Source organism: Streptomyces sp. NWU339 (assembly GCF_003143855.1).
Lineage (GTDB): Bacteria > Actinomycetota > Actinomycetes > Streptomycetales > Streptomycetaceae > Streptomyces.
Genome location: NZ_QFRK01000003.1, coordinates 61,921 through 84,065 on the forward strand (window position 1 = coordinate 61,921; position 22,145 = coordinate 84,065).

Below are 22,145 nucleotides of genomic sequence, written 5' to 3' on the forward strand. Positions count from 1 at the left end.
CAAGGGGTCCTTCGGATCGCGCACGAAGATCGCAACCGGTTGGAAGGGGTACAAGGCGCTGCCCTGAGACCGGGACGATGTCACAGCCGCTGCTCCGGGAGGAGTGAAAACGGCCCTCGACGCGGGAGTCGGTCGAGGGCCGTCCGCATGCCCGGATCCTGCGACCACCGGTGATCCCACCTGACATCACCGTCACCGCTGTTGCACCGCGGGTTTCCACGGGCGTCGCCCGCGACGACGACGGACCCGTCGCAACCCGGGCTGTGGTCTTTCCGTCTTGCTTCGACGGGCAGCTCTTCGTGGAGGGAAAGCGGTTCCGGCCAGAAGGAAACAAGCGAAACTAGCCCTGACATGACCAACATCTGACAGAGAAGCCAGAAGTGAGACACATGCCACCGCGGGACTTTCCGCGAATAAACCAGAGAACCGCGTTCTCTGCGATGCGTCGACCACGGGCGAGACTCTGGGCCGTGGCGGGTGCCGCGGCCCTCGGACTCCTCGTCCTGCTGGAGTTCACCGCGCGCCGCCACGGCCTCCCGGGGCCGATCGCCGGCCAGGTGCGAGAGCTGGTGTTCGCACCCAAGTCGGGCGGCCTGCTGTACGCCGCCATGGCGTTGATGATGGTGGTCCTCACCTGGCGGCAACGGTTCGTCGCGGCGGGTGCGGCGATCGGCATCGACATCGCCTTCTGGCTGGTCCGGTGGACGATGGACGCCGGGACGGGCGGCGGCCACCCCTTCGGCAACGGCGCGCTGTGGGTGATCCTGGGCCACGCGGTCATCGCGGTCACTCGCCGCACCGGCCGGGAACGCGTCCTGCTGCTGAAGGGCGTCGGGCTGGGCCTGCTGCTGGTGGCCGGCCGCAAGACCGGCGACACCTGGCTGCTCATCACCTCGAAGACCCGCCCGACGGTGCTCGACCAGTACGTGGCGACAGCCGATCACGCGCTGGGCGATCCGTCATGGCTGGTGGGCCGGATCGTCACCGCCACCGGCCCCATCGGCTTCAACCTCCTCGACATCGTCTACGGTCAGCTCGCGGTGGCCGCGGTCGTCGTCGCGCTGTACCAACTGCGCGGCGTGGCGGTCGAGCGCCGCTTCCCGGGCCATCACCTGGTGCGCACCTTTCTGGTGATCGGCCTCCTCGGGCCGGCCTTCTACATGGTCTTCCCGGTGGTCGGACCGCTCTTCGCCTACGGCACCGGCACCGAGTACTGGGCGGCGGTCAGCCTGTGGGCGCCGGACATTCCGTCCAGCGAGCACTGGGCGGTGGCCGACCTGTGGCCGCGGACGCCGCCGCCGATCAACACCCCGCACCCCATGCCGTTCGACGGGATCACCCCGCGGAACTGCATGCCCAGCCTGCACACGGCGTGGGCTGCCGCGCTCTTCATCCACACCCGGAAGGGCCCGCGCGTCCTGCGGTACGCGGGAACGTTCTGGCTGATCGCCACGCTCGCCGCGACGCTGGGCTTCGGCTACCACTACGGCGTGGATCTCATCGCCGGCGTGGTGTTCGTGCTCACGATCGAGGCGGCTCTGCGGTCGTTCGACCGCGGCTGGGACCGATCGGGGATCCGGCTGGTCGCTCACGGAGCGACGGTCTTCGCCGCGCTGTTGCTGTCCTACCGCTTCCTGCCGTCGCAGATGGCCGAGCACCCGTGGGTGTCCGGACCCCTGCTCGTGCTGGCGATGACCTCCGTGATCCACGGCTACGTACGGACCACCGAGGCGTGGGAACCGGGGGCCGCCCCGGCGCGACGACCGGAACCGCAACCGGAACCGATCTGAACCGTGTCGCACCGGGTCGCCGGCTGTGCGCTCCTTGTCGACGGGGGTGCCGCGGGTGGCAGTCGGTTCGTCCACGGGACCCGGCTGAGGTGCGCCGCTGACGGCCGAGGCCGGATTGCCGTTCACGAGGATGTGAGGGCCGGCCGGGGGCGCCTCCTCCTCGTGCCGACCTGCGCCGCCCGGCGGTGAGGCCGGACGGCGGCTGTGTCGTGGGACGTCAGGGCGGCTACCAGGAGAGGGCGTCCGCCGCGTTGTCCTGCCAGTAGGTGACGGTGGCGGCGCTGTTGAAGAAGACACCGCCGTTCGGCAGCTTCAAGGTCTTCTCCTGGTCGGTCGCGTTGCCCTTCTTGTCGGCGAGGAACACGCCCAGGGTCTTCGCGGTGCTGCCCCCTTCGCCGTCGGGGGAGAACGTCGTGATGCCCGCGTAAGCGGACTGACCGGGCTCGAGCACCACCACGGACTGCGGCGTGGTCTCCCGAGCCCACGGCAGCGGGGCCTGGGCGTCGGTGCCGGCCCTCAGGTAGGGGGCGCTGTAGGCGTAGCAGGGCTTGGTGCCGGTGTTGGTGGCCTTGAGCAGCAGGTGGTTGATCGGGCGGGGCGCCTCGGTGACGGTCAGCTTGGTGTTCGCCGTGGTGCAGGTGACGGCCGAGGATGCCTTCGCCGTGGCGGCGGAGGCCGCTTGCCCGGCGGTCTGGAAGCCGACGAGCGCGAGGGTGGCGGCGACGACCATGGAGGCGGTCGTGCGAGAGGCGAAACGAGTGGCGATACGCATGAGTGGACTGCTTTCTCTGAACATCAGGAAGATGATTTTTTGGTGGTGAACCGTGTCGGTCGGCTGACCGGCCGACCGGTTTTGTCCTGGCCGTGCCGCGTGGCGGGAGTGCGGGTGGGCACGCCGGAAGGGCGGCCCGTGAAAGGGGAATTGAGCGGGGCGGATCACTGTGTCCGGCGAAGCGCCGTGCTTGGATGGCCCAAGGCTGTGCCATACGGCGTCCCATTCGCCATTCCATCGGGAGTTTTGGGACGCTGGGATGTGCGACCGGCTCTGACCTGGGGAAACGTGACCTTCGTGGGATGTCGAACGGAATGGGGGACCGGTGGGGGCGGCTGAGGAGATCGCTGATTTCGCGGCGCTGCTGCGCGAGTTGAAACAGCGATCCGGACTGAGTTACGAGGCCCTGGCGAAGCGGGCGCACATGAGTACCTCGACGCTGCACCGGTACTGCAAGGGGGAAAGCGTGCCGGCCGACAACGCGGCCGTCTCCCGCTTCGCCCAGGTGTGCCGGGCGACTCCCGAGGAACGGGTCGAGTTACACCGGCGCTGGGTCCTGGCGGACGCGGCACGGGAACGCGCCCGGCGGGCCACGGCGGACACGGAACCGGGCTCCGCGGACCGGTCCGGAGCGCCCGCGTCCGGCCCGGGCCCGGAGCCCCGCTCCACGCAGGCACGCACGGGGGACCGACCCCGGCCGGAGGCCGTGCCGGGCACCCCGCCCGCGCCCGTACCCCCACCCGCAACCGCGCCCACTTCCATGAGCGATCCCGGGGGCCCTTCCGAGTCCGTCACCGAACCGTCGCCAAAGGCGGCTGCCCCGACTCGCCGCACTCCGGCGCCCCTCCGGACCGCCCGCAGGCGGTGGGCCCTGATCGCGGCGGGCACCGCCGTCGTCGCCGCCGTGTCCACCGCGCTCACGATCGGCCTGAAGGACGGGGGGACGGAGCCGGCGGAGAACGGCCGGCCGGCCGACACCGTGACCTCCTCCGAGGAACCGGCCTCCTCCGCCACCATGCCGCGCCCGTCGGGGCCCACGTCCCCCTCCGCGCACCCCGGCCGCTCCCCGGCCCCGGCCCCGGTCCCCGGAACGCCCGACACCGAACCGTCGGCACGCAGCACCGACACGGGCCGTGCCCAGGACAGCGACGAGGTCCCGCTCACGGTGAGCACCCGCACCTATGCCTGGGACGACCCGCAGTGCGAGGGGAAGTACCTGATCGACCGGCCCGCCGACGAAGTCTCGCCGCCGGTGATGGGGCAGGACGTGCCGGGCTGGGTGAAGGCGCACGGCGCCGTCGCCGCCGACCGGCAGCGGGTGGCGCTGACCGTCCAGGGCACCGGGGACGAAACCGTCGTCATCGAGTCCCTGCACGTCCGCGTGGTCAGCTCGGGCGCGCCCCCGGCCTGGAACGCGTACCTGGGGTCGTCGGGCTGCGGCGGTGGCGTGGAGACGAGGTCGTTCGACACGGACCTCGACGCCGGTCACCCCGTCGTCGTGCCGAAGGCCGGCCAGCGCGGTTTCCCCTACAAGGTCAGCCGGTCCGATCCCGAGGTGCTGTACATCACCGCCCGTGCCCGGACCCACGATGTGAACTGGTACGTGGAGCTGCAGTGGTCAAGCGGCGGCCGTCAGGGAACCACACGGATCGACGACCACGGAAAACCGTTCCGCACCAGCGGCAGCCAGGGCCGTCCCGTCTACGAGCACCTGGTCGGCGGCACCGAATGGTTCAGCGTGGCGGAGAACTGATCCCCAGGACCCCGGCCCCGAGCCGAGTGAGGATCTCCCGCACCTGCCGGACACGGTCGTGGACGCGGTCGTCGACCGTCCCGGCGAGGAACCCGCCGGGACCGAGAGCTGACCCGGGCGGCGCAGACGGGGAGCGCGCAGCGGTTCCCCGGTCGGGGGCCCTCGCTGCTCACATGGGCGGGGCGGGACGGGGCATCTGTATGTCCGTCCACCAGCGAAGGGAGCCGAGCATGGTAGTCGTCGCCGTCATCGCCGTGTGTGTGGTCCTGGCCGTCCTGGCCTTCCTCGTTCCCCGTCTCTCCCGCCGTCCCGAACGCGGCACGCAACGCACGCTCGGTGCCGGGGCGCGGGTCGGCGGCAAGGCGCCCGGCATCCTGGGCCGGCTCTTCAGCAAGCCCTTCCACACCAGTTCGCGTGCGGTGAGCCGCAGCAGTTCGGCAGGCCGCCGCTCCCGTGGCCGTATGCCCTTCTGACCGGCTGTGCGAACCGAGCGGGGAGCCAGGTGATGAACGCCGAAGACGCCGAAGACGCCGAAGACGGGGACAGGCTGCTGGACGGGCTGACTGTGGATGCCAGTCGGCGAGAGCAGCCGATCGTGCTGGACGCGGACGGGCGTCCCCTCCGGACATGGCGGGAGAACCATCCGTACGACCGCAAGGTGAGCCGCAAGGAGTACGAGCGGACCAAGCGCATCCTGCAGATCGAACTGCTCAAGCTCCAGCGGTGGGTCAAGGACACCGGCGCACGCCTGGTCGTCGTGTGCGAGGGGCGTGACGCGGCGGGCAAGGGCGGCACGATCCAACGGCTCACCGAGCGGCTCAACCCGCGTGGCGCACGCGTGGTCGCCCTGGACAAACCCACCGAGCGCGAGACGGGCCAGTGGTACTTCCAGCGGTACGTCGCGCACCTGCCGACGGCCGGGGAGATCGTCTTCTTCGACCGCTCCTGGTACAACCGGGCCGGCGTGGAACGCGTAATGGGATATTGCTCCAAGGACGAGTACGAGCTGTTCCTCGACCAGTGCCCGGCCTTCGAGCGGATGCTGGTCGACGACGGCATCCTGCTGGTGAAGTTCTGGTTCTCCGTGTCCCGCTCCGAGCAGCGCACGCGCTTCGCGATCCGGCAGGTCGACCCGGTGCGCCAGTGGAAGCTCTCGCCCACCGACCTGGCGTCGCTGGACCTCTGGGACGACTACACCGAGGCGAAGGTCGACATGTTCCGCGCCACGGACACCGCCCACGCCCCCTGGACCGTCGTCAAGAGCAACGACAAGCGGCGCGCCCGGCTGGAGACCATGCGCAGTCTGCTGTCGCGCATCGACTACGCCAGCAAGGACGACGAGGCGGTCGGCACACCCGACCGCCTCATCGTCGGCGCCGCCGACACCCTTCTGGAGCCCGGTGAGGAGGACACCGCCCTGTCACCCACTCCGTTGTCCCCCGACGCCGAGGGGCCCGGCAAGCACCCCGAGGCCGACTGACGCCACGGGCTGTGAGATTCCCCGAGATGCGGGGAGGCGGCGGCCTGATGGGGTGGATCGCCCGGTTCCCCGCATTCCGCGGACCGGCACGCCGGCCTCGGCGGCCACCCACCCGTCAGCCGCGTCGACAACGCCGCGGGTCAGTACACCTAGCCGCCCACGTACCAGCTGAATCCGCCGTTGCTGGTGGCGACGGCCAGGAGCACGAGCCAGAGGACCACGTCGACGACGCCGAGGATGATGCCGGCCTTCGCCATTCCGGCGCCGTTCCTGACTGCCGCCTGGCGGCGGGCGACGGCACCGAAGACGATGGCCAAGGGGCCCAGAACGATGTTCAGGAAGAACAGGCCGACGACGCCGCAGCAGAGGCTCGCGATCGCCAGGCCGTTGGTGCGCGATCCGGAGGACGCGGCAGAGGAACTGCCATAACTCGTCATTGGATACTCCCGGTTGTCGGTTGCACGGACCGAACGGGCCGCACTCTCCTTACTTTTGGCTTGTTTGTCCGGATGCCCCGTCAAGACGTTTCCATGTCGACGCCCCGTCAGGTGCGAAGCCCGTCCTGCGAACTCCCGTGTCCCCCTGGACAGGGTCCGTGGTCGGCGTTGTGACCAGTGGTCGGCCCACTTACACGGAGTGGGTGCCGTCAGAATGCAGCCCATGCCCGAACAAACACACCCCTTCCTCGGAGCTCCGCTCACCGAAGCCGATGTGCTCGCTCTGACGGGTGCGGATGCCACGGCGGTCGAGCGCCATGTCCTCTCCGGCACGGAAGTGCTGTCCGGCCCGGAGGGGGCGGTGTTCACCGTGGAGGCAGGGGATCAGCCGGGCCGGAGCGGGGTCTGGAACGCCGACGAGATACGGCTCGTCGGCCCCGCGTCGGAGCCGGTCGTCGCGTTGCTCCGGTGGAACCCGTGGCGCGGGGAACACCCTCCCCTGCACTTCGCCGTGCGCACTCCGCAGGACACCTTGTACCTCGGCAAGGGGTATGCGGGTCAGTACGGAAGGCTTGACAGCGCGTTCATCGATGCCCGAATCCGCCCCCTCACCAGTCTGCCCCGTGTCCTCCTCGACCGTGCCCGCCCGCCCCTGCCGCCCGTGGAACTGCCCGGCCTGGCGTGGCTCGACCATGTGAACGGCGACCGGGCGAAGGCCCTTGAGCTTTTCGTCACCGCCTGGCACCCCGTCGAAAACCCGGAGGAGACCCTACGGCCGGAAGCGTCCGTTCCCTCCCTGCCGACCGCCCTCCGGCACTTCTACCGCCTGGCGGTCGGTCGCCCCCAAGTGCTCGGCCGGCAGAACCACATCCGGCCCGCCGGCATTCTCCGCGTCGACGACGCCGGGGAAATGATCATCCTCGGTCACGAGAACCAGGGAGGTTTCCGCTGGCTCCTCCGCTGGACCCTGGACGACTCCGAACCCGACCCGACGGTCTGGTACGACGAGGACGGCGAGACCCTCGTCCCGGAGGCGGAGCCCCTGAGTGGATTCCTTCTCCAGTTCTGCCTCTTCGAAGCGGCCCTGTGCTCCGCATACCGTGGTTGGGCACACCCCATGGCCGCGGCCGAAGTCGCACAGCTCACTGCCCCCCTCCGGGAGGTACCGCTGCACCCTTTCCGGCCCGGGACGCGCACCCGCTTCTTCGTCGCTCCCGGCCTGGTCGCGGCGATCGGTGACGGCTGGGAGAACGGCACCTTCGACGTCACTGTCGGCGCCACTCACCGCCAGGCTCTGGCCCCCCTTGTGGACGTCCCCGTCACCTGGTCCGGCTTCGACGGCTGACCTGCCTCGAAGAGCCGACATCCCAACGGTCCTCACTCTCTCCCGACGAGCGACAAACCGACCCCAGACCGCCGACCTGAGGCTTCTCTCCGGAGCAGGTGACGAGAATCGAACTCGCGCTCTCAGCTTGGGAAGCTAAGGGCATCTGCGGCTTGCTCCGAAGCTGACCTGCGGCGGAGCAGTGTCGGTGCCCGGTGGGCGGTCGGTTGGCTCCCCGGTCTTCCCCGTGGTTCCCCGCACGATCTGGCACGCGTCTGGCACGCCTCTCGTCGGCTCCGGGGCTGGGCTCCGATGAGCTGTACCGACCCGCAGACCGCCCTACCACCGGGGTACGGGAACTTTCCGCCCCGGCGATGGGAGGATCACCGTGCCGGCGCGCCGTATCGAGGAGGGGGCCGAGGTGCTGTCCACCGAGCTGAAGCACACGTTTCAGATCGCCGCGCCGCCGGAGGAGGTCTTCGCGCACCTGGCCGAACCGTTGCACTACGTCGGCCTGTCGCCGCTCGTCGTTGCCGTCCGTGACGTGCGGCGCAACGGCGGCACCGTGAACTACACGGCCGTGGAGCGTTTCCGGTTCCTGGGCGTCCTGCGGCGCGACAACATCATCGACGTCACGCTCGCCGCCGTCCCGGACGGCCTTCCGCACTCCGCCGAGATCTTCGGGGAGGTCCGCAGCCCCGGCCGGGTCCGCATGAGCTACCGCTTCGCCATCGACCGCCACGAGGCCGGCAGCGTCGTCACCGACACCCTGCACCTGCGGACGCCCCCAGGCCTGCTGCGGTTCGCCGCTTCCCAGGCGGGAGCGGTCCAGCGGGCCCGGGCCTGTGTTCTGACGGACCGTCTGGCCCGGCCCGTCTGACGGCCTTCGCGCGGGCAGCCCGGTGGCGAAGGCCGTACGCAGGGTCGATCCTGAAGGCCTGGCTTGGCAGGATTCGGTCCTGCGACACCCGCTTTAGGAGTTCGATCGCTCCTCGGCACCGCCGGGGAACCACCCGGTCGCACTGGCCGTGTCGGACCGCCCAGGAGTGCTGGCGTCCGGCGTCGTTGATGTCACGCGTAGATGTCAGAGCGGAGCAACCCGCACGTGCTCGCTGGCACGATGACCCCGTGGTTGACCTGGAGCGCATCAAAGCAGAGAGCGTGGCGTACTTCCGAGCACTCGATGAGAACGCCACCCTGCGGCACCACTTCCGCGGCACTGACGAGGAGGGCGGCTTGTGGTACTTCGAGGCCGTACCCGACCGCGGCGAGTTGATCGCCGTCAAGCAAGCCGAGCTGACTTCGGCCGGCCAACTCCACCGGTACAGCTGGGAGTACCTGGAGGACGAGCACGGATTCCTGACAGACCAAGCGATTGACCCTGAAGAGAACCTGCTGGAGACCATCTCGGCCGAAGAGTTCCAGCGGGTGTGGACTCGGTGAGCGGGCCGGGCAACCACTTTAGGAGAGAGGCTGGGACATCGAGCCGGTGACCTGCGGCTTCGCCAGCCGAGCCAGCGGGCGTGCATGCACCCGCCAGTCACTTTCGTTGACCGCTGCTGACCCCTGCATCTGGCACGGCTGTGGCACGCCTGGCGGGCTGGCTGTCCTCGTCGTCCTCCAGGCCGAAGTTCTCGGGCAGGTCCATCATGGAGGCCCGCCGGTCGGGCTGTGGCTCGTGCTGCGCCGCATCTCTGAAGAGTGCTGCCAGCCTCAGGCGGTCGACGGGTGGAAGCTGGTCGAACGCGTAGGCAAGATCCTCGAACCATCCTGAAGCGAGATCCGGATCCACATCTTCGTCACTCGTCATGTCGATGCTGGTGATCAGCTGGGCCATCGTGGTAGCGAGCGTGGTCAACAGCCTGTCGTTCATAGCCCATGCCCTCCTGCGGGTCGAAGGAGCGCAGCGTACAGAGGTGCTGGCGTAGGCGCCAGGAGAGCCTTCAGCTTGGGAAGCTGAGATCATTTGCGGCTGGTTCAGACACTGACTTGGGCTAACGGCCGATCCGTGGGCCGGTCGGCCCCGGCTGCTTTCACCGTGGTTCCCCGCTCTATCTGGTGCCCTCGTGGTGCGGTCGCTACGTCCCTCGGTTCGACTTGTATCGCTCGGGGAAGTCGGGGTGGTCCTGGTAAGGGAGTGTGAGGTCGAGTAGGTCGTCGCACGGCCAGAGGCCGCCGTCAAACCGGCAGTCATCACGGTTATCCCAGGGACGCTCGGAGTTGCCTTCGGCAGGACTGAGTGCGTGACGGCTCAGCACACGTCGCTTGGCCTCGACTTCGCGCAGCACGCGGGCGGGGTCGTGCAGGGCCACGTGCTGCGCGATTGTGGGATGGAAGCCGGCGAGGTCCACCTGGCAGAAGTCGACTGTGCCCCCAGAGGCAGTCCACTCTCCGCAACACCCGGCCCCGTCGCAGCGCCGGGCCAGATCGGCCTCCTCGTCCAAGCGCGCATTGAGGAACACCACCAGGTCGTTGTTCATGCGGGCATCCTCGACGATCGACCGGGCGCTGGCACTCGTTTTGCAACCGTCGCTTGCCTTCGGGCCCTGGACCAACACGCTTTCCAAGTCTGTTGGTGGCCTCGGGGGCTGCGAACGGGACCGTTCACCTGCGTTCATGAGCGATCGGCCGTGGCAGCGACTGCCGTCCTCGGTCTCGTCTGAACGGCCGTGAACGGCGCTGAATGAGACGGAAACTGAGACGGACGGTGGAGCCGGGCTCGCTAGCATCCTCGCTGTTGAAGGGGGAGCCATGGCGCTGGTCCGCAAGGGATCACGACGGATCGTTGTCGACGGCACGGCCTACCGCTGGCGGCTGCGAGGCAGACCGACGTACTTCCAGGGGATGGCCTGGTCACCGTGTACGTTCGCGGTCGAGCGTGCGGACGCCCCGGGCGCGGTCCTCGTGGTGACGACCAACCAGCCGCATACGAGTAACTGGATCGGTCGTGAGGCCGAGCCTGTGTTGCCCTCTGGTGTTGCTGCGGCCATTCGGCTGGCCCTGCGTGAGGGGTGGACTCCGACGACTTCGGGCTCTGCGTTCCACATCGACGAGTCCGCCGGCTTCACACCCGGGTTCTGAACGCAGCAGGGAAGAGCCGGGGCCTGGGCATCAGCCGACGACAGTCAGCCCCGACGGCGGGCGCGTCGACCGATCGGGCGCGTGTGTGCCTCGCTGCACCCCCGCCAGCCCCAGCCACGCTGCCGGCCGTCGACCAGAGAGGCCGCGGCGGCCAGTCCGGGAGCACACCTCCTGAGCCATCAGCTTGGGAAGCTGCGAGCATTCGGGGCCGGATTGGGCACTGACCTGGGCGAACGGTCCCGGCGGGCTCGGCTGCTTTCACCGTGGTTCCCCGCTGTTCCCCGCTCGATCTGGTGCGCTTGTGGTGCGCTCGACCATGGACGGGATCACCCCTGCCCAGGCGGCAGGGCCGCCGACAGATGTGAGTGCCAGCCATGCCACCGGGCACTGGCATCCAATCAGGACGCTTCCATCGCCGCGCGTGCCGCGTCGACGAACCGTCCCAGGCACCGCAGGTACGTCCCCTGCACCTCGTCGAAGCGGGCACGCGCGTCCGCGTCATCGCAGGTGATGGGCCACAAGCACCGGCTGGTCTCCCGCGCTGCGTTCAGGACGGCTTGGGCCGCTTCGGCGGTGGCGGACGGCCCTTCCAGGACGACGACACGGACGCTGTGCATGAGAGGGTCGTAGGCCTCGCGCAGCTCCGAACGTAATTCCTCGAAGCGCGTCAGCTGCTGGTCCGGGTCGGTGATCTGGTGGAACGCGTCCAGGACCCTCCGGTACAACTCACCGACGATGTGAGTGTGTCCCATCAGCTCCAGGTATGCGGCCCGTCGCAGCTCGCGCACCTGTCCCCGGTGCTGGGCCTGTGCCGAGGCCTCAGCCTGGACCCGGGCGGCCCGCACGTTCCCTAGGTTGGTCACCCAGCTCGCAAACATGGCTGTACCGCCGGTAAAGGCCGCGACCCACACCGCGCTGTCCCCCATGCCGATCAGTGTCGACGAGGTCCCGACCTTCTGTCGAGGGCGCCTTGCGACACCCGCTTTAGGAGTTCGATCACCGGGCCGTGCGGCATGCTCTGTGCGCATGACGCTGACAGTCCCCGGTGCTCCTGCGACTGTTCCGGTCCGTTGCTGTCTGGGGACGTTGATGTCATCTGCTGATGTCAACTCGCGGAGCGTCGACGCCTTGCCAGTCGCCGTAGCCTACGGCGGCGCTGTCCCGCTGCGCGCTGCTGAGCTCTCACGATGGCGACTGTCTGCGGATCACTGATTAGGTCGTAGTCATGCATCAGGAGCGCGTCGTCGTCCTCGGCGAGGAGGCATCGCAACGTGTTGATGTGACGCTCAGGGCTGACGAGTAGCCGCTTCGACTCCAGCCAGGCGGCCCGACCACCATCGTCTTCCAACACGGGACCACCGTAGTCAGCCGGCCCGGCGTCGTCACTCCAGTTCTCCGGGCTTAGGCATGGCGGTACCAGTGTCGCAGATCCAACCGGGTGACCTGGGGCTGCCGGTCGGGACACCTGTCGTTGGTGGTCGCTGTTGGTCGGCCTCGGGGGGCGTCGGACGGCCCAGGGACGGCCCAGGGATGGATCACCACCGCCCGGTCACGAGCCCCCTTGGAGTGGGGCATGTCCCTGTCGTGCCACTTCACGACCCCCACCGCCCCCTTGCGCATCGCGATCACCGTGTGGACCCTTGCTCTTCTATGTAGTCAACACATACGGGCGTGGGGGGACCATGGCTACCCGTCTAAGGGCTGTCCCGTAACTGCTGGTCACGGTGAGATGGTCTTGCTGTGTCTGGTGTGATCACAGCGTCGGAGCCCTCCTGGATAGCCCCGTTCACCGGGCTGAGCCCACGGCAGTTCGGCAAACTGATCACCGCACTGCGGCGCGAGGGCGCCGACCCGGTCCGCAGGGGCCGGCCGTGGAGCCTGCCGCTGGAGGACCGGGTCCTGCTGGTCGCCGCGTACTGGCGGACCAACCTGACTCTGCGCCAACTGGCCCCGCTGTTCGGGGTGTCCAAGTCCGCGGCCGACCGCATCATCGACCACCTCGGCCCGGCGCTCGCCCTCCAGCAACGCAAGCGGTTCCGCAAGGACACCGTCCTGATCGTGGACGGCACCCTGGTCCCTACCCGCGACCACCAGGTCGCCGAACAGTCCAAGAACTACCGGTACTCCACCAACCACCAGGTCGTCATCGACGCCGACACCCGCCTCGTCGTCGCGGTCGGCCGGCCACTGCCCGGCAACCGCAACGACTGCACGGCGTGGGACCTGTCCGGCGCGAAGGACGCCGTCGGCCGCACCACGGTGATCGCCGACGGCGGCTACCGGGGCACCGGCCTGGTCATCCCGCACCGCCGCGCACCCGGTCAGGCCGAGCTCCCGGCCTGGAAAGAAGACCACAACCGCTCCCACCGCAAGGTCCGCGCCCGCGTCGAGCACACCTTCGCCCGGATGAAGACCTGGAAGATCCTCCGCGACTGCCGCCTGAAAGGCGACGGTGTCTACCACGCCATGCTCGGCATCGCCCGCCTCCACAACCTCACCCTCGCCGGGTGACCGGGAAACGACGCTGGTCAACCAGCATGCCGTAGATCATTTACGGGACAGCGCTTAGGGACCGTTGCTTTCTTCGAGATCGTGCGCGCCAAGGATTCTTTAAATGCGCGAATGCAAGAGACGAACTGGCAAATATTCCTTGAGAACTTGGGAAGGACCCCGGCAGTCGATCGCATCACAACGCACCGCAGTGACAGCTTCATCGGCCAGGCCGTGAGAGTAGAAGGACGTTTACACCTGCTGGTCGGCAGAATCGGAACTGGCGAACTCCAGACAGTAGATCTGGACCACGGACATATCGAAGATATCCGTCTCGAAGGGAACAAGGGAACGATTGACACGACGACGGTGTCATTCCTGGAGTACGGCAATATCATTGGAGTACTCCAAGGGAAGCCCGGCTCTCCTCGAGCGGCGGCTATTCAGCGCTGGCTCAATTCATGCCAGATAGCAAATGACGAGATCGCCCTGTGGCCAGTCATAGCGAACAATGTGTGGGAGAAGCTAGAGAAGGCACAGGCCGTGCATAACTTTGAGTTCAGCTATCGCCCAAGCCCGGCAATCGCCCCACCGGAAGGAGAGGGTCTAGCAAGTTTCGTTCGCTTTGGGGACACCCGTTACCCGGACCACCGGATCACACTGAAGATCGAGATTCCCAAAAAGGGAGGGCCGGGTCCAGTCGCAAGACTCCGAGGACAACGCAGGCTGCAAAGCGACATTCAGTCGCTCATGTCTGAGTTGGGATACCTTGAGGGCCCCACCGGAGTGGACCGCGCGCAGGCACAGGTCACCCTTCCCAGCGAGGAAGGGGAAACAAGCGATGAGCCCTTGGACTTCATCAAGCACCACATCACGGCCAAGTGCCGGGTGGAGGTCAACGCAGCCGACGGGCGCCCCCGCTACGAAGCAAGTGTGGCTGCGATCATGCAGGTAGCAGAGGACAAGCGGCGCGACCTCAAGACTGCTGTCGGTGTCGGCCAGTAGAGTCAGCCACCTCCACGTTGGGGGGTGATGCCGTGTCGGATGTCAGGTCTGCGTTGCGTCGACTTAAGGACGCATGGAGCGAGGTGCCCAGCGTTGACTGGGCCCTGGCTGCGCTGCTCGTGGGGGTCCATTTTGGTATCACTCATTGGGCTTCATGGCCCGGAATCATGGATGGCTTAACAGCTGATCGACGGAAGGATTTATATACGACTGCCGCCTCAGTTTCCGCCCTCGTGGGTGGTTTCGGTACTGCCGCGATAGCGCAATACGCAAGTTCACACGGTCGAGACATGCGGGAGCTGCGCAGGCGCTTCGGTAGTAGCCTCAGAAGGAACTGGTCCAGCATCCTTACGGGAATGTTAATCACTTCTTCGGGATGTCTCCTCCTGCTGTTGCTCGACAGGTCGAAATCCGCCGGTCATACCGCATGGGTCACAGAATTTCTACTAGTCCTTGGCGCGGCTAGGTCAATTAGGCTCGTTTGGCTCTTCAACATGCTGATCAGCGTCTCGGATCGAGATGCTCTGCAGCCAGAAAGGTCGCCTGCCTTGCAGTTTCGGAACAGAGATCCCTAGGTTGCAGTCGCAGGGCCTGTTAGGTCGGCGGAGCGGTTTTGGGCTGGAGTCTCAATAGCCGAGTCAAGCCGGCGGGGCGCCGCCCATCGTTTGAGGGCGACGCCCCACCTGGGACAGGTTCGAGCCTCATCCTTATCAGGTCGATCATGGGGTGTTGGCGACATCGGTCAACCCGCCGAAGTCCTCGGCTGATCGTCCGGTGAGGTTCAACGCCGACCGTCTGTGTCCGCGTCTGTTGGTGTCAGCCGTTGATGTCAGGCGCTCGGCGCCCTCTTGACAGATCTCAGCCTGACCTGATGCGGCTGGCTCAGTCGGCCCGTCGGTTCAGAGCCAACCCTTACTTCTTCTTCGGCGGGTCGTCGAAGAAACCGATGTACCCCTTGCCCCCGCAAGAGCTACATTCGCCATCGCCTCCACACAGCTTGCACCTGGTGTCGAAGAAGCCATCGACTCGGCCGGTGCCCTCGCACTTGCGACACTTGCCCTTGTTTTTCCTGCATGACTCACACCGGCCCACGGCGTTTCCTCTCACTTGTCGACCGCTGGCACACCAAACGTCTCTCTGGGTCTCGCGGTACACAAGAGGCGTACAGAGCATGCGTGATGCACGCAATGCTGCACATCGAAGCTCTACCAGCGCAGAGGGGCGCACGGCAGGGTCAGCCCGGAGCATGAGGGTGAAAGAGGGGGAGGAGGCCGCCCCCGCATTCCCGAGCCCCACGACTACGCCCTTGGTGGGTCGCCATCTGGATCAGCGCGGCGCGGATGACCTCACGGCCGGTGGAGTCTCAATGGGCGAGTCAAGCTCCATCGAGTGCGATCAGTAGCCGAAGAAGTGAAGGGCCGGGTCTCTGACCTGCGGCCGTGCAATCGATCAACGCTGCGACCTGCGACTTGGCTGTCGCTAGTTGTCAGCGTTGGTCGTCGTTGAGTACCCCCGCACGGCCCAGGGACGGCCCGGCCTCCGTGTTCTGCTGTGGCCAGCCTGGTGCCGAGAGCTCGGACGGCCCGGGCTGACGAGCGAGCAGTGTAGATATGTGGTCTTGTCGGCCCGGGGGCAACTGTCGGTATGGTCGGCGGATGATCAACATGGTGGTGCGCGGGGACCTGGGGAAGACCGTGGCTCGTGCCCAGGGTGGACTGGAGTGGACGGACCTTTTTCCTGCGCTGGACCCGGTGACCTTCCCGATGCTGTGGGCCTTGAGTCCTTACGGGGATGCCGTCTTCAATGAGCGACAGGTGCCGTTGCTGCTCGCGGAACTTGATCGACTTCCCGAAGCCTATGGCGGTGCCTGGGTAGATCAGGCCCGCGAGTTGTGCCAGGTCGTTCAGAGCGGAACACACCGATATCTCTGGTTCGTCGGCGACTGAGCGATCTTGAAAACCGTCGTAGCAGCGACACCACCGTGGGTTCAAATCCCACCGCCTCCGCTCGACGAGCAGTGAAAACGGCCCCTGACCAGGGAGACTCGGTCAGGGGCCGTTCTCATGTCCGGCCACCGTCGCTGCCCGTTGTTCCCCGTGGTTTCCCGCTCGACCGGGCACGCGTGGGGCACGGCTACCTTCTGATCCGTAGCTCTGAAGAGATCGGTCATCAGAGGTCACACCGGCTGCCGGGAGAGCAGCGAGGGCCAGCGTTGGACGCTGCTGGTTGCTGGGGTTGCTGGGGTTGCTGTATTTCTCTGCTGTGCAGCCGAACACAGGATGCCGATTACGCACGCCACGCTCGTACGGCCACCCCGCGAGCCGCCACTTACTCGCACCGGTTCGGCATCTGCCTCGGGCGCCCCCGCGCACCTGTTGTCGGAGCAACGTGACCGATTTCCGTCAAAGCGGATCAATAAGGCCTGTTTCCGTTCGTGCAGATGTAATTGAAGTAAATATGTGAAGAGAAATCGCTACTGAACCCGCCAGAGGGGAGCGTCCGCAGTGGTTCGTTTTCATGCCAGAGTACTGCGGTGACCGGCAAATGACTGATGTACGATCGTTTAAATTGGTGGCTGGGCTTAATCCAGACGCAGGCGTTGGTGCTTGCGCTGATGAGTCTCCCACCAGTGAATTTGGCGTTGTCCCAGAGGCAGAGATTTGCAGATGGGCAACTGCCGTCGGTGCTGGCGGCGTGCGCGGCCGTAGAGGTTGCCATCGTGCCCCCGACAGCCAAGGCGAGCGCCGATGCACTCAATATGACTTTCCGCCATCTATTCATGGAACGCCTCTTTCCAGATCGATCCACTGTGCCGCGCGACTACTTGAGTGGCTATTCGTAACGCGCGTGCTCAGAAGGTCAGTTGATGTCGTGTCCTGAAGCTACTCATCAGCTCCGATGAAGTCCAGCCCCCTGATCTACTACGGAGCGCCACCTTTCCGGATTTACCCGGCAGTCAGCCCTCGCTTGAATCGGGACGAGCAGTCCAGGGTGGGCGTAGCCCATCGCGCAGCGACGCCGCAGGTACCCGTATAGGGAGGAACGATCCGAACCCTAAATTGACGGGCGAATCCGGGACGCAGCGGCCATCGATGTTGAGAGCTCGGTATCAGCGGCTTGACGTAGGAGAATCCTATGTGGGCTGCCCAAAACCTCGGAGCTCCGGCCGCCCCAGCCACGGATTATCGAGCATCCCGCTGCGCGGCGCTGAAGGCGTGCGACCGGCGAGGGCCGCCTTGACTGCTAAATGCGGGGGCAAGTGGGCTTGCACATGTTGTGGTGACTGGTCCTTATGGGTCAAACCAAGCAGAATGCTGCGCCCCACTGGCAATGGAGAGGGGAAGCGATCCGCCGCCACCGCCCTCCCAGTTCCCATCCCGTCCGCCGTCGACCCACACACCGTGGAGCGGGCGTGGTCCAGGGCGTCAAGGTGGAGCGCGCCACTGTACGAACGACCTGGACGCCCTGGGCCGCGTCTGCTCGGCTCTGCCTGGGTCGACGGTGGACGGGATGGGAGCACCCCGCGCACGCTACTTCGGGCCCGCACTCGGCGACGGCGCCCCCTCCATCCCGGTGCCGGCCGATCCCCCGCCGGAGGCATCGTCTTTGACCGTGGGCCGCTCTGTGCGGTGATCGACTCATGGCACTCGGCCCTATCCACATGTGGGCGCGCGTCGGCGCAGCGCGGGCGGAGCGGGCCGAAGGCAGGAGCGGCGCCCGGAGCGGAGCCGGGAAGCGCGCCCGGCGGAGCGGAGCGCAGCCGGGGCTTGAACCCGTAGAGAAAGTTGTAACTCAGTCTGTGGTGCGGGGCTTGTGCGGCGTTCGCTGTCATGCGTCGAGTGGTTCCGCGCCGTGTGCTTGTGCGATGGCGTCGATGCGGTGGGCCAGGTCGAAGTCGGCGGCCGTCAGCCTGTGGCCGGCATCGTGCGTCGTGATGCCGAATCTGACCCGGTCCCATCGCAGGTCGATGTCAGCGTGGTGGCCGATGAGGCGTTCGATGTCTGCGACGTGCACGATCATTGCGACGCCGCCGTGGTAGCGGATGCCGAAGGTGCGTGTGATCTCGTTGCCGTCGCGTCGCCAACCGGGGGCGTCCCGCAGGGCCGCCTCGATCTTGTCCTCGCTCAGCGGCACTGGTGCCTCTGCCATGCTCAGCTCTCCTCGGTCACGGGCGCCAGGGCGTCCCGAAGGTCCCGGCCGACGGGGGCATCCTGCCATGGCTGCATGGCCTGCTGGAGAGTAAGCAGCTCTCTGCGCATCCGAGCGGATCCGGTCTCCGCGGCGATGCCGATGGCGGCCTGCGCGATCTCCAACGCCTGGTCGGGAGCGCCGGCGTGGGCCGCGGCCGTGGCATGGCGCGCGAGGTACACACCTCGGTCCCGCCGAGCCGTCTCAGGGATCAGGGTGAGGATCTGGTCCCAGAGTGCCACTGCCTCCTGACCGAGCCCCAGCCGCCCGTAGCAGGTTGCGCGTTGCACCTCCAGGTAGCCCGGCGTACGGCGGCAGGCGTTCCCCCAAGGAAGGTCGTCGTCCACGCGCGAGAGCAGGCCGTCCGCCTGGTCGATGAGCCGGTCGACGGTGTTGCGGTCGCCGGTGAGGCTGGCACCGTGGGCCTGCTGCTGCATGGCCATGATGCGTACCTTTGGTACCAGGAGGTGCGAGTCCTCGAGTACGGCTTCGCACAGGTCGGCCACCGCGTGTCCGTCTCCGAGATCGGTTCGGACCTGAGCCTGGTTGACCAGGGCGTAGCCGACGAGGTGTGGCTCCCGGGAGCGTACGGCGATCTCATGGGTGACGCCGCGCCAGAAGGCAGCGCCGTGCATGTCACCGGCGTCCTGGTACAGCCACCCGACCAGGGCCGCGTAGGCGGCACCGACCCGAAGCAGGCCGCGTCGGGTCTCGCCCTTCGCCGAGCGGACCAGCTTGTCGATGAGCTGGTATTGAGCGGAGACGGTGCCGATGAGGTCGTGGGGGCCGAGGAACATGTCGGCCCGGTAGTGCCCTTCGAGTTGCTGCTGAAAGTAGTCGATCAGGGCCGGGTCGACGTACTGCGAGGCGACCGGGCCGGGGACGAGCGCGGCAGCGGTGACGGAGACGAACGTGCGGCGTTTCACCTGCTCCTCCTGATGTTCCGGCCGGATCCACCCGGGCGGTGTGGTGAAGCCCAGATCTTCCGGCCAGCGGCCGAGCGCATCGTGGATGACGATGGCGGTCTCTTCGGGCGGCCACCCGGGGCGTTCACCTTCCCACCGCCGCCACGTACGCGCCGAGACCGTGAAGTGGCGGTCGTCCAGCAGCCGTTGACCATGTTCAGTGATTCGGGTGGCGGCTTGCTCGACGGTGCGCCAGCCCACCCGCAGCCTCGCCGCCCGCAGTGCGTCGTTGCGACCCATGCGCCCAGTCTGTGGTGTCATTACGCTCACCTCCGGCCATGGCCGCGCTGTGGCCGCGCATGGCCACGGCACGGCCTGGGTCCCTGCCTGTCTGCTCACTCATCATCGCGGTGTGACTACAGAACGTGCAGGAGAAGCGGCGCAAGCGCCCAGGGTGAGCTCGCAAGATGATCTGATGCCGGTCGAGACGGGGCTCGGCGTGATCGAGTGCTGCGCTGCCGACCGCCGACTGGCCACCGAGCACTGGCTGCTGTCCGCGCATCCTTCCCCCGGCCGGGCCCGTGCGGAGTGGCAGGAGCAGGGCCTCACGCTGCTTCCCCTCGGCGCGTTGTTCTCGGCGGTACGGATTCCGGGACGCCTCGTGAACGCGGTGGCCGAGACCGCCGATCCCGGAGAGGTCGACACCTTCCTCGACGAGGCACTGCGGGGCGGTCCGGTCATCTGCGACCCGCACGGCCCCCGGTACTACGCCCTCGTTCCCGCCGGGATGCCCAGGACGTGGCGCGCGGCGGTGGACGACTGGCACACGCAGGACGTGGACTGCCTCGGTCGGGGCACCTACCTCGGAGTGCCGCGTCCTGACCTCGTCGACTTCCCGGAGCGCGGGGCCGCCTCCTACTGGTCTGTCCCGATGCCGTCGCCGACCGCACTCTGCCCGCCGCTGAGCGTGGCACGACTGATCGCGGCCGGGGCGCATCGCATGACCGAAGACACAGAGATGATCTGAGTGGCGAGGGGAGTGCGAGGCACGCTTCTGACACGCCCCGCCCGATCATCAGCGGACAGCAGAAAGGCCCGGGTCTTTGACCTGGGCCTTCTTCGTGGAGCGGGTGACGAGAATCGAACTCGCGCTCTCAGCTTGGGAAGCGACGGTGCTTGCGCGGCCAGATGGGCGCTGACCTGTGTCGATTCGCTGCGCTGACGCTGTTTCATGGGTCTGGTCGCACCGCTGTTGACCGTGGTTGTCCGCCCTTACGGGCACGGACGGGGCACGGCCTCGAACTGTGCCGCTCGGCATTCCCCTCTTGCTGGTGGAGAGCTGTACCGGCGGCACGTCGACAGTCGCCCCCGGCCGTCACGGCGATCGTCACGGCCTCAGGCTTCCGCATCCTCGGGTGCGGTCACCACCGGGTGAGCAGCAGGTGGTTGAGGAGCAGGGCGAGCAGCGCCTGGGCGGTGAGCCAAGCGCGGACGGGGGGCCCTCCTGCTCGTGGGGGTCCCCCCTGTTCGAGCAAAGTCGAGAACTTGGGGGAGGAGCCGGAAGCTCGGGGGAGGGTGAGGAACGCGCACGCCGGGAGCAGCCACAGGGTGAAGGGCAGCCAGATGCGTTCCGTCTCCGCCTTGCTCATGCCGGACAGGTCGGCGATCAGCAGGGCGATGAGGGCGGCGGACACGAGGAGGGCGAGGCGGGCCTCGGCCGCCTGGCCGGTGCCACCGCGACGGCGCCGGAGGAGCACCGCACCGGTCCGCCGCAGGCCCGCCGCTGTCGCCAGGCCCGTGACGAGCACCGTGCAGGCGAGGTTGGCCCACACCCAGTAGCCGTAGGGGCGGATGCCGCCCACGCCCTGGTGGTAGCGCGTGACCAGCAGGCGGTACGCCTCCCACCAGTCGAACCCGGCGAGCGTGAACGCCGTCGGGACCACCGCCAGTCCGGCGAGCAGGGGCACCAGCAGGGCGGGGCGCCCCCGGATCCCGTGCCGGCCGAGCACCATGACCGCCGCCGCGATCAGCGCGACGAGCGTGAGGCCGTACGACAGGTAGCAGGCCAGGCCGAACAGCAGCCCGGACGCCCCCGCCCACCACGGGGACCGCCCGGTGACCGCCAGGGCGAGCAGCGCCACCGCCCACGCGGCCACCGCCGCGAAGTACGCGTCGGCCGAGGTGCCCATCCACACGGCGGCCGGGGCCAGGACGACGAAGGGCGCCGCCCCTCGCGCGAGTCTCTCGCCGGCCAGGGCGCGGACCGCGACCAGCACGGCCACGCAGGCCGTCGCCCCGACGGTGATGCACCACATCCCGGCCCAGCCCCCGCCCCGCAGCCCGATCCGGTCGAGCAGGACGAAGGTGAGCGTGGCCGCGGGCGGGTGGCCGGCGATGTGGGCGGGCCAGTGGTCGGGGGAGCCGAGCAGGATGTGCCGGGTGAAGCCCCGCAGTGCCGCCGGGATGTCGTGGAAGCGGTCGATGACCTGGAGGTACTCGTGGGGGGTGGTGAGCCGGCCGGCGATGCCCCGCTGCCAGCCGTCGACCAGGGCGAGGGAGCAGGTCCACGCCGTGGCCGTGCCCCACGTCAGGGGCAGCAGGGCCCGCCAGGGGAGACGGGCCGCGAGGACGGGGCCGTACGCCACGGTGGCGATCGCCACCAGGACGGCCGCCGGAGTGCCGGGGCCGAGGTGGGGGTTCCAGGACGCCAGCAGGGGCGGCCAGTCGGCGAACAGCGTACGGCTGGTCCCCTGGATGTGGCGGCCGACCAGCACGGCCGTCGTCACGAGCAGCACGGCGGCCCCGGCCGCGCACAGGTCACGGCCCGGGCCACGGGGCACGCCGGAGTGCTCGGTGCCGGGCTCGGTGGAGGGCAGGGGGCGGATCACACCGGAACGCTAGGCCGCCCGGCCGGTCCCGG

21 protein-coding genes and 1 tRNA gene are annotated in these 22,145 nt (G+C 67.9%); 12 read left to right on the forward strand and 10 right to left on the reverse strand.

Annotated features, from left to right (window positions below; genetic code table 11):
• Positions 1-440 precede the first annotated feature (440 nt).
• Positions 441-1,790, forward strand: a complete 1,350-nt coding sequence (locus DIZ27_RS05130) for a phosphatase PAP2 family protein (RefSeq protein ID WP_258308243.1) — start codon at positions 441-443, stop codon at positions 1,788-1,790.
• A 226-nt stretch (positions 1,791-2,016) separates the two neighbouring features.
• Here the strand turns inward: DIZ27_RS05130 and DIZ27_RS05135 are convergent, their stop codons facing one another.
• A complete protein-coding gene (locus tag DIZ27_RS05135) occupies positions 2,017-2,562 on the reverse strand; it encodes a DUF4232 domain-containing protein (RefSeq protein WP_181383395.1) in 546 nt (181 codons plus the stop codon).
• 325 nt (positions 2,563-2,887) lie between these two features.
• On the opposite strand from DIZ27_RS05135, the gene DIZ27_RS05140 reads away from it, so the two are divergent.
• From DIZ27_RS05140 to ppk2, 3 genes are all read left to right on the forward strand, one after another.
• Positions 2,888-4,315 carry a transcriptional regulator gene (locus tag DIZ27_RS05140; protein ID WP_258308244.1) on the forward strand — a complete coding sequence of 476 codons (1,428 nt, stop codon included), beginning with the start codon at positions 2,888-2,890 and terminating at the stop codon, positions 4,313-4,315.
• 230 nt (positions 4,316-4,545) lie between these two features.
• Positions 4,546-4,788: a DUF6411 family protein gene (locus DIZ27_RS05145; RefSeq protein WP_109377087.1), complete on the forward strand. Its 243-nt coding sequence runs from the start codon at positions 4,546-4,548 to the stop codon at positions 4,786-4,788.
• 32 nt (positions 4,789-4,820) lie between these two features.
• Positions 4,821-5,795, forward strand: coding sequence for a polyphosphate kinase 2 (ppk2, locus tag DIZ27_RS05150; RefSeq protein WP_109377088.1), 975 nt, complete (start codon positions 4,821-4,823; stop codon positions 5,793-5,795).
• Between the two features lie 149 nt (positions 5,796-5,944).
• Here ppk2 and DIZ27_RS05155 read toward each other — a convergent pair whose 3' ends face one another.
• The gene (locus DIZ27_RS05155; protein ID WP_109377089.1) at positions 5,945-6,232 is read right to left on the reverse strand and encodes a DUF4190 domain-containing protein; all 288 of its coding nucleotides are present in this window, start codon (positions 6,230-6,232) and stop codon (positions 5,945-5,947) included.
• A gap of 223 nt (positions 6,233-6,455) precedes the next feature.
• On the opposite strand from DIZ27_RS05155, the gene DIZ27_RS05160 reads away from it, so the two are divergent.
• The gene (locus DIZ27_RS05160; RefSeq protein WP_109377090.1) at positions 6,456-7,577 is read left to right on the forward strand and encodes a hypothetical protein; all 1,122 of its coding nucleotides are present in this window, start codon (positions 6,456-6,458) and stop codon (positions 7,575-7,577) included.
• 93 nt (positions 7,578-7,670) lie between these two features.
• On the opposite strand, the gene DIZ27_RS45585 is transcribed toward DIZ27_RS05160, so the two are convergent.
• A tRNA-Gly gene (locus DIZ27_RS45585) sits at positions 7,671-7,749 on the reverse strand.
• Positions 7,750-7,944: 195 nt separating this feature from the next.
• On the opposite strand from DIZ27_RS45585, the gene DIZ27_RS05165 reads away from it, so the two are divergent.
• Together DIZ27_RS05165 and DIZ27_RS05170 are read left to right on the forward strand one after the other, a co-directional pair.
• The gene (locus tag DIZ27_RS05165; RefSeq protein WP_258308245.1) at positions 7,945-8,436 is read left to right on the forward strand and encodes an SRPBCC family protein; all 492 of its coding nucleotides are present in this window, start codon (positions 7,945-7,947) and stop codon (positions 8,434-8,436) included.
• Between the two features lie 248 nt (positions 8,437-8,684).
• Complete coding sequence (locus DIZ27_RS05170) at positions 8,685-8,999, forward strand: hypothetical protein (protein ID WP_109377091.1); 315 nt, start codon at positions 8,685-8,687, stop codon at positions 8,997-8,999.
• Positions 9,000-9,096: 97 nt separating this feature from the next.
• On the opposite strand, the gene DIZ27_RS05175 is transcribed toward DIZ27_RS05170, so the two are convergent.
• Both DIZ27_RS05175 and DIZ27_RS05180 read right to left on the reverse strand, forming a co-directional pair.
• The gene (locus DIZ27_RS05175; RefSeq protein ID WP_109377092.1) at positions 9,097-9,429 is read right to left on the reverse strand and encodes a hypothetical protein; all 333 of its coding nucleotides are present in this window, start codon (positions 9,427-9,429) and stop codon (positions 9,097-9,099) included.
• 205 nt (positions 9,430-9,634) lie between these two features.
• The gene (locus DIZ27_RS05180; protein WP_109377093.1) at positions 9,635-10,036 is read right to left on the reverse strand and encodes a DUF6221 family protein; all 402 of its coding nucleotides are present in this window, start codon (positions 10,034-10,036) and stop codon (positions 9,635-9,637) included.
• 271 nt (positions 10,037-10,307) lie between these two features.
• On the opposite strand from DIZ27_RS05180, the gene DIZ27_RS05185 reads away from it, so the two are divergent.
• The gene (locus DIZ27_RS05185; RefSeq protein WP_109377094.1) at positions 10,308-10,637 is read left to right on the forward strand and encodes a hypothetical protein; all 330 of its coding nucleotides are present in this window, start codon (positions 10,308-10,310) and stop codon (positions 10,635-10,637) included.
• A gap of 398 nt (positions 10,638-11,035) precedes the next feature.
• Here DIZ27_RS05185 and DIZ27_RS05190 read toward each other — a convergent pair whose 3' ends face one another.
• On the reverse strand, positions 11,036-11,500 hold the full coding sequence (locus DIZ27_RS05190; protein WP_258308246.1) for a hypothetical protein: 465 nt from the start codon (positions 11,498-11,500) through the stop codon (positions 11,036-11,038).
• Between the two features lie 877 nt (positions 11,501-12,377).
• Between DIZ27_RS05190 and DIZ27_RS05195 the strand changes: the two genes are divergently transcribed.
• The 3 genes from DIZ27_RS05195 to DIZ27_RS05205 all read left to right on the forward strand — a co-directional run bounded on the left by DIZ27_RS05195 (position 12,378) and on the right by DIZ27_RS05205 (position 16,078).
• Entirely contained in the window at positions 12,378-13,148 is a 771-nt protein-coding gene (locus DIZ27_RS05195; protein WP_109377096.1) for a transposase, read from the forward strand.
• Between the two features lie 81 nt (positions 13,149-13,229).
• Positions 13,230-14,132, forward strand: coding sequence for a hypothetical protein (locus tag DIZ27_RS45070; protein ID WP_146228908.1), 903 nt, complete (start codon positions 13,230-13,232; stop codon positions 14,130-14,132).
• A 1,655-nt stretch (positions 14,133-15,787) separates the two neighbouring features.
• Positions 15,788-16,078 (forward strand): hypothetical protein, encoded by a 291-nt coding sequence (locus tag DIZ27_RS05205; RefSeq protein ID WP_109377098.1) that lies wholly within the window; start codon positions 15,788-15,790, stop codon positions 16,076-16,078.
• Positions 16,079-16,544: 466 nt separating this feature from the next.
• Here DIZ27_RS05205 and DIZ27_RS48690 read toward each other — a convergent pair whose 3' ends face one another.
• The 3 genes from DIZ27_RS48690 to DIZ27_RS05220 form a co-directional block, all read right to left on the reverse strand.
• The gene (locus tag DIZ27_RS48690; RefSeq protein ID WP_109377099.1) at positions 16,545-16,913 is read right to left on the reverse strand and encodes a peptidase inhibitor family I36 protein; all 369 of its coding nucleotides are present in this window, start codon (positions 16,911-16,913) and stop codon (positions 16,545-16,547) included.
• 1,047 nt (positions 16,914-17,960) lie between these two features.
• Positions 17,961-18,281 (reverse strand): 4a-hydroxytetrahydrobiopterin dehydratase, encoded by a 321-nt coding sequence (locus tag DIZ27_RS05215; RefSeq protein ID WP_109377100.1) that lies wholly within the window; start codon positions 18,279-18,281, stop codon positions 17,961-17,963.
• Between the two features lie 2 nt (positions 18,282-18,283).
• On the reverse strand, positions 18,284-19,525 hold the full coding sequence (locus tag DIZ27_RS05220) for a Twin-arginine translocation pathway signal (protein WP_109377101.1): 1,242 nt from the start codon (positions 19,523-19,525) through the stop codon (positions 18,284-18,286).
• A 175-nt stretch (positions 19,526-19,700) separates the two neighbouring features.
• On the opposite strand from DIZ27_RS05220, the gene DIZ27_RS05225 reads away from it, so the two are divergent.
• A complete protein-coding gene (locus DIZ27_RS05225) occupies positions 19,701-20,252 on the forward strand; it encodes a hypothetical protein (RefSeq protein WP_109377102.1) in 552 nt (183 codons plus the stop codon).
• A 394-nt stretch (positions 20,253-20,646) separates the two neighbouring features.
• Here DIZ27_RS05225 and DIZ27_RS05230 read toward each other — a convergent pair whose 3' ends face one another.
• The gene (locus DIZ27_RS05230; RefSeq protein WP_109377326.1) at positions 20,647-22,065 is read right to left on the reverse strand and encodes a hypothetical protein; all 1,419 of its coding nucleotides are present in this window, start codon (positions 22,063-22,065) and stop codon (positions 20,647-20,649) included.
• Positions 22,066-22,145: the final 80 nt, after the last annotated feature.

What these genes read in the sequence shown, in the direction of transcription:
- DIZ27_RS05130 (WP_258308243.1), top strand. Translation starts at nt 441, where the DNA reads ATGCGTCGACCACGGGCGAGACTCTGGGCCGTGGCGGGTGCCGCGGCC.
- DIZ27_RS05135 (WP_181383395.1), bottom strand. Translation starts at nt 2,562, where the DNA reads ATGCGTATCGCCACTCGTTTCGCCTCTCGCACGACCGCCTCCATGGTC.
- DIZ27_RS05145 (WP_109377087.1), top strand. Translation starts at nt 4,546, where the DNA reads ATGGTAGTCGTCGCCGTCATCGCCGTGTGTGTGGTCCTGGCCGTCCTG.
- ppk2 (WP_109377088.1), top strand. Translation starts at nt 4,821, where the DNA reads ATGAACGCCGAAGACGCCGAAGACGCCGAAGACGGGGACAGGCTGCTG.
- DIZ27_RS05155 (WP_109377089.1), bottom strand. Translation starts at nt 6,232, where the DNA reads ATGACGAGTTATGGCAGTTCCTCTGCCGCGTCCTCCGGATCGCGCACC.
- DIZ27_RS05160 (WP_109377090.1), top strand. Translation starts at nt 6,456, where the DNA reads ATGCCCGAACAAACACACCCCTTCCTCGGAGCTCCGCTCACCGAAGCC.
- DIZ27_RS05175 (WP_109377092.1), bottom strand. Translation starts at nt 9,429, where the DNA reads ATGAACGACAGGCTGTTGACCACGCTCGCTACCACGATGGCCCAGCTG.
- DIZ27_RS05180 (WP_109377093.1), bottom strand. Translation starts at nt 10,036, where the DNA reads ATGAACAACGACCTGGTGGTGTTCCTCAATGCGCGCTTGGACGAGGAG.
- DIZ27_RS05185 (WP_109377094.1), top strand. Translation starts at nt 10,308, where the DNA reads ATGGCGCTGGTCCGCAAGGGATCACGACGGATCGTTGTCGACGGCACG.
- DIZ27_RS05205 (WP_109377098.1), top strand. Translation starts at nt 15,788, where the DNA reads ATGATCAACATGGTGGTGCGCGGGGACCTGGGGAAGACCGTGGCTCGT.
- DIZ27_RS48690 (WP_109377099.1), bottom strand. Translation starts at nt 16,913, where the DNA reads ATGAATAGATGGCGGAAAGTCATATTGAGTGCATCGGCGCTCGCCTTG.
- DIZ27_RS05215 (WP_109377100.1), bottom strand. Translation starts at nt 18,281, where the DNA reads ATGGCAGAGGCACCAGTGCCGCTGAGCGAGGACAAGATCGAGGCGGCC.
- DIZ27_RS05220 (WP_109377101.1), bottom strand. Translation starts at nt 19,525, where the DNA reads ATGGGTCGCAACGACGCACTGCGGGCGGCGAGGCTGCGGGTGGGCTGG.
- DIZ27_RS05225 (WP_109377102.1), top strand. Translation starts at nt 19,701, where the DNA reads ATGCCGGTCGAGACGGGGCTCGGCGTGATCGAGTGCTGCGCTGCCGAC.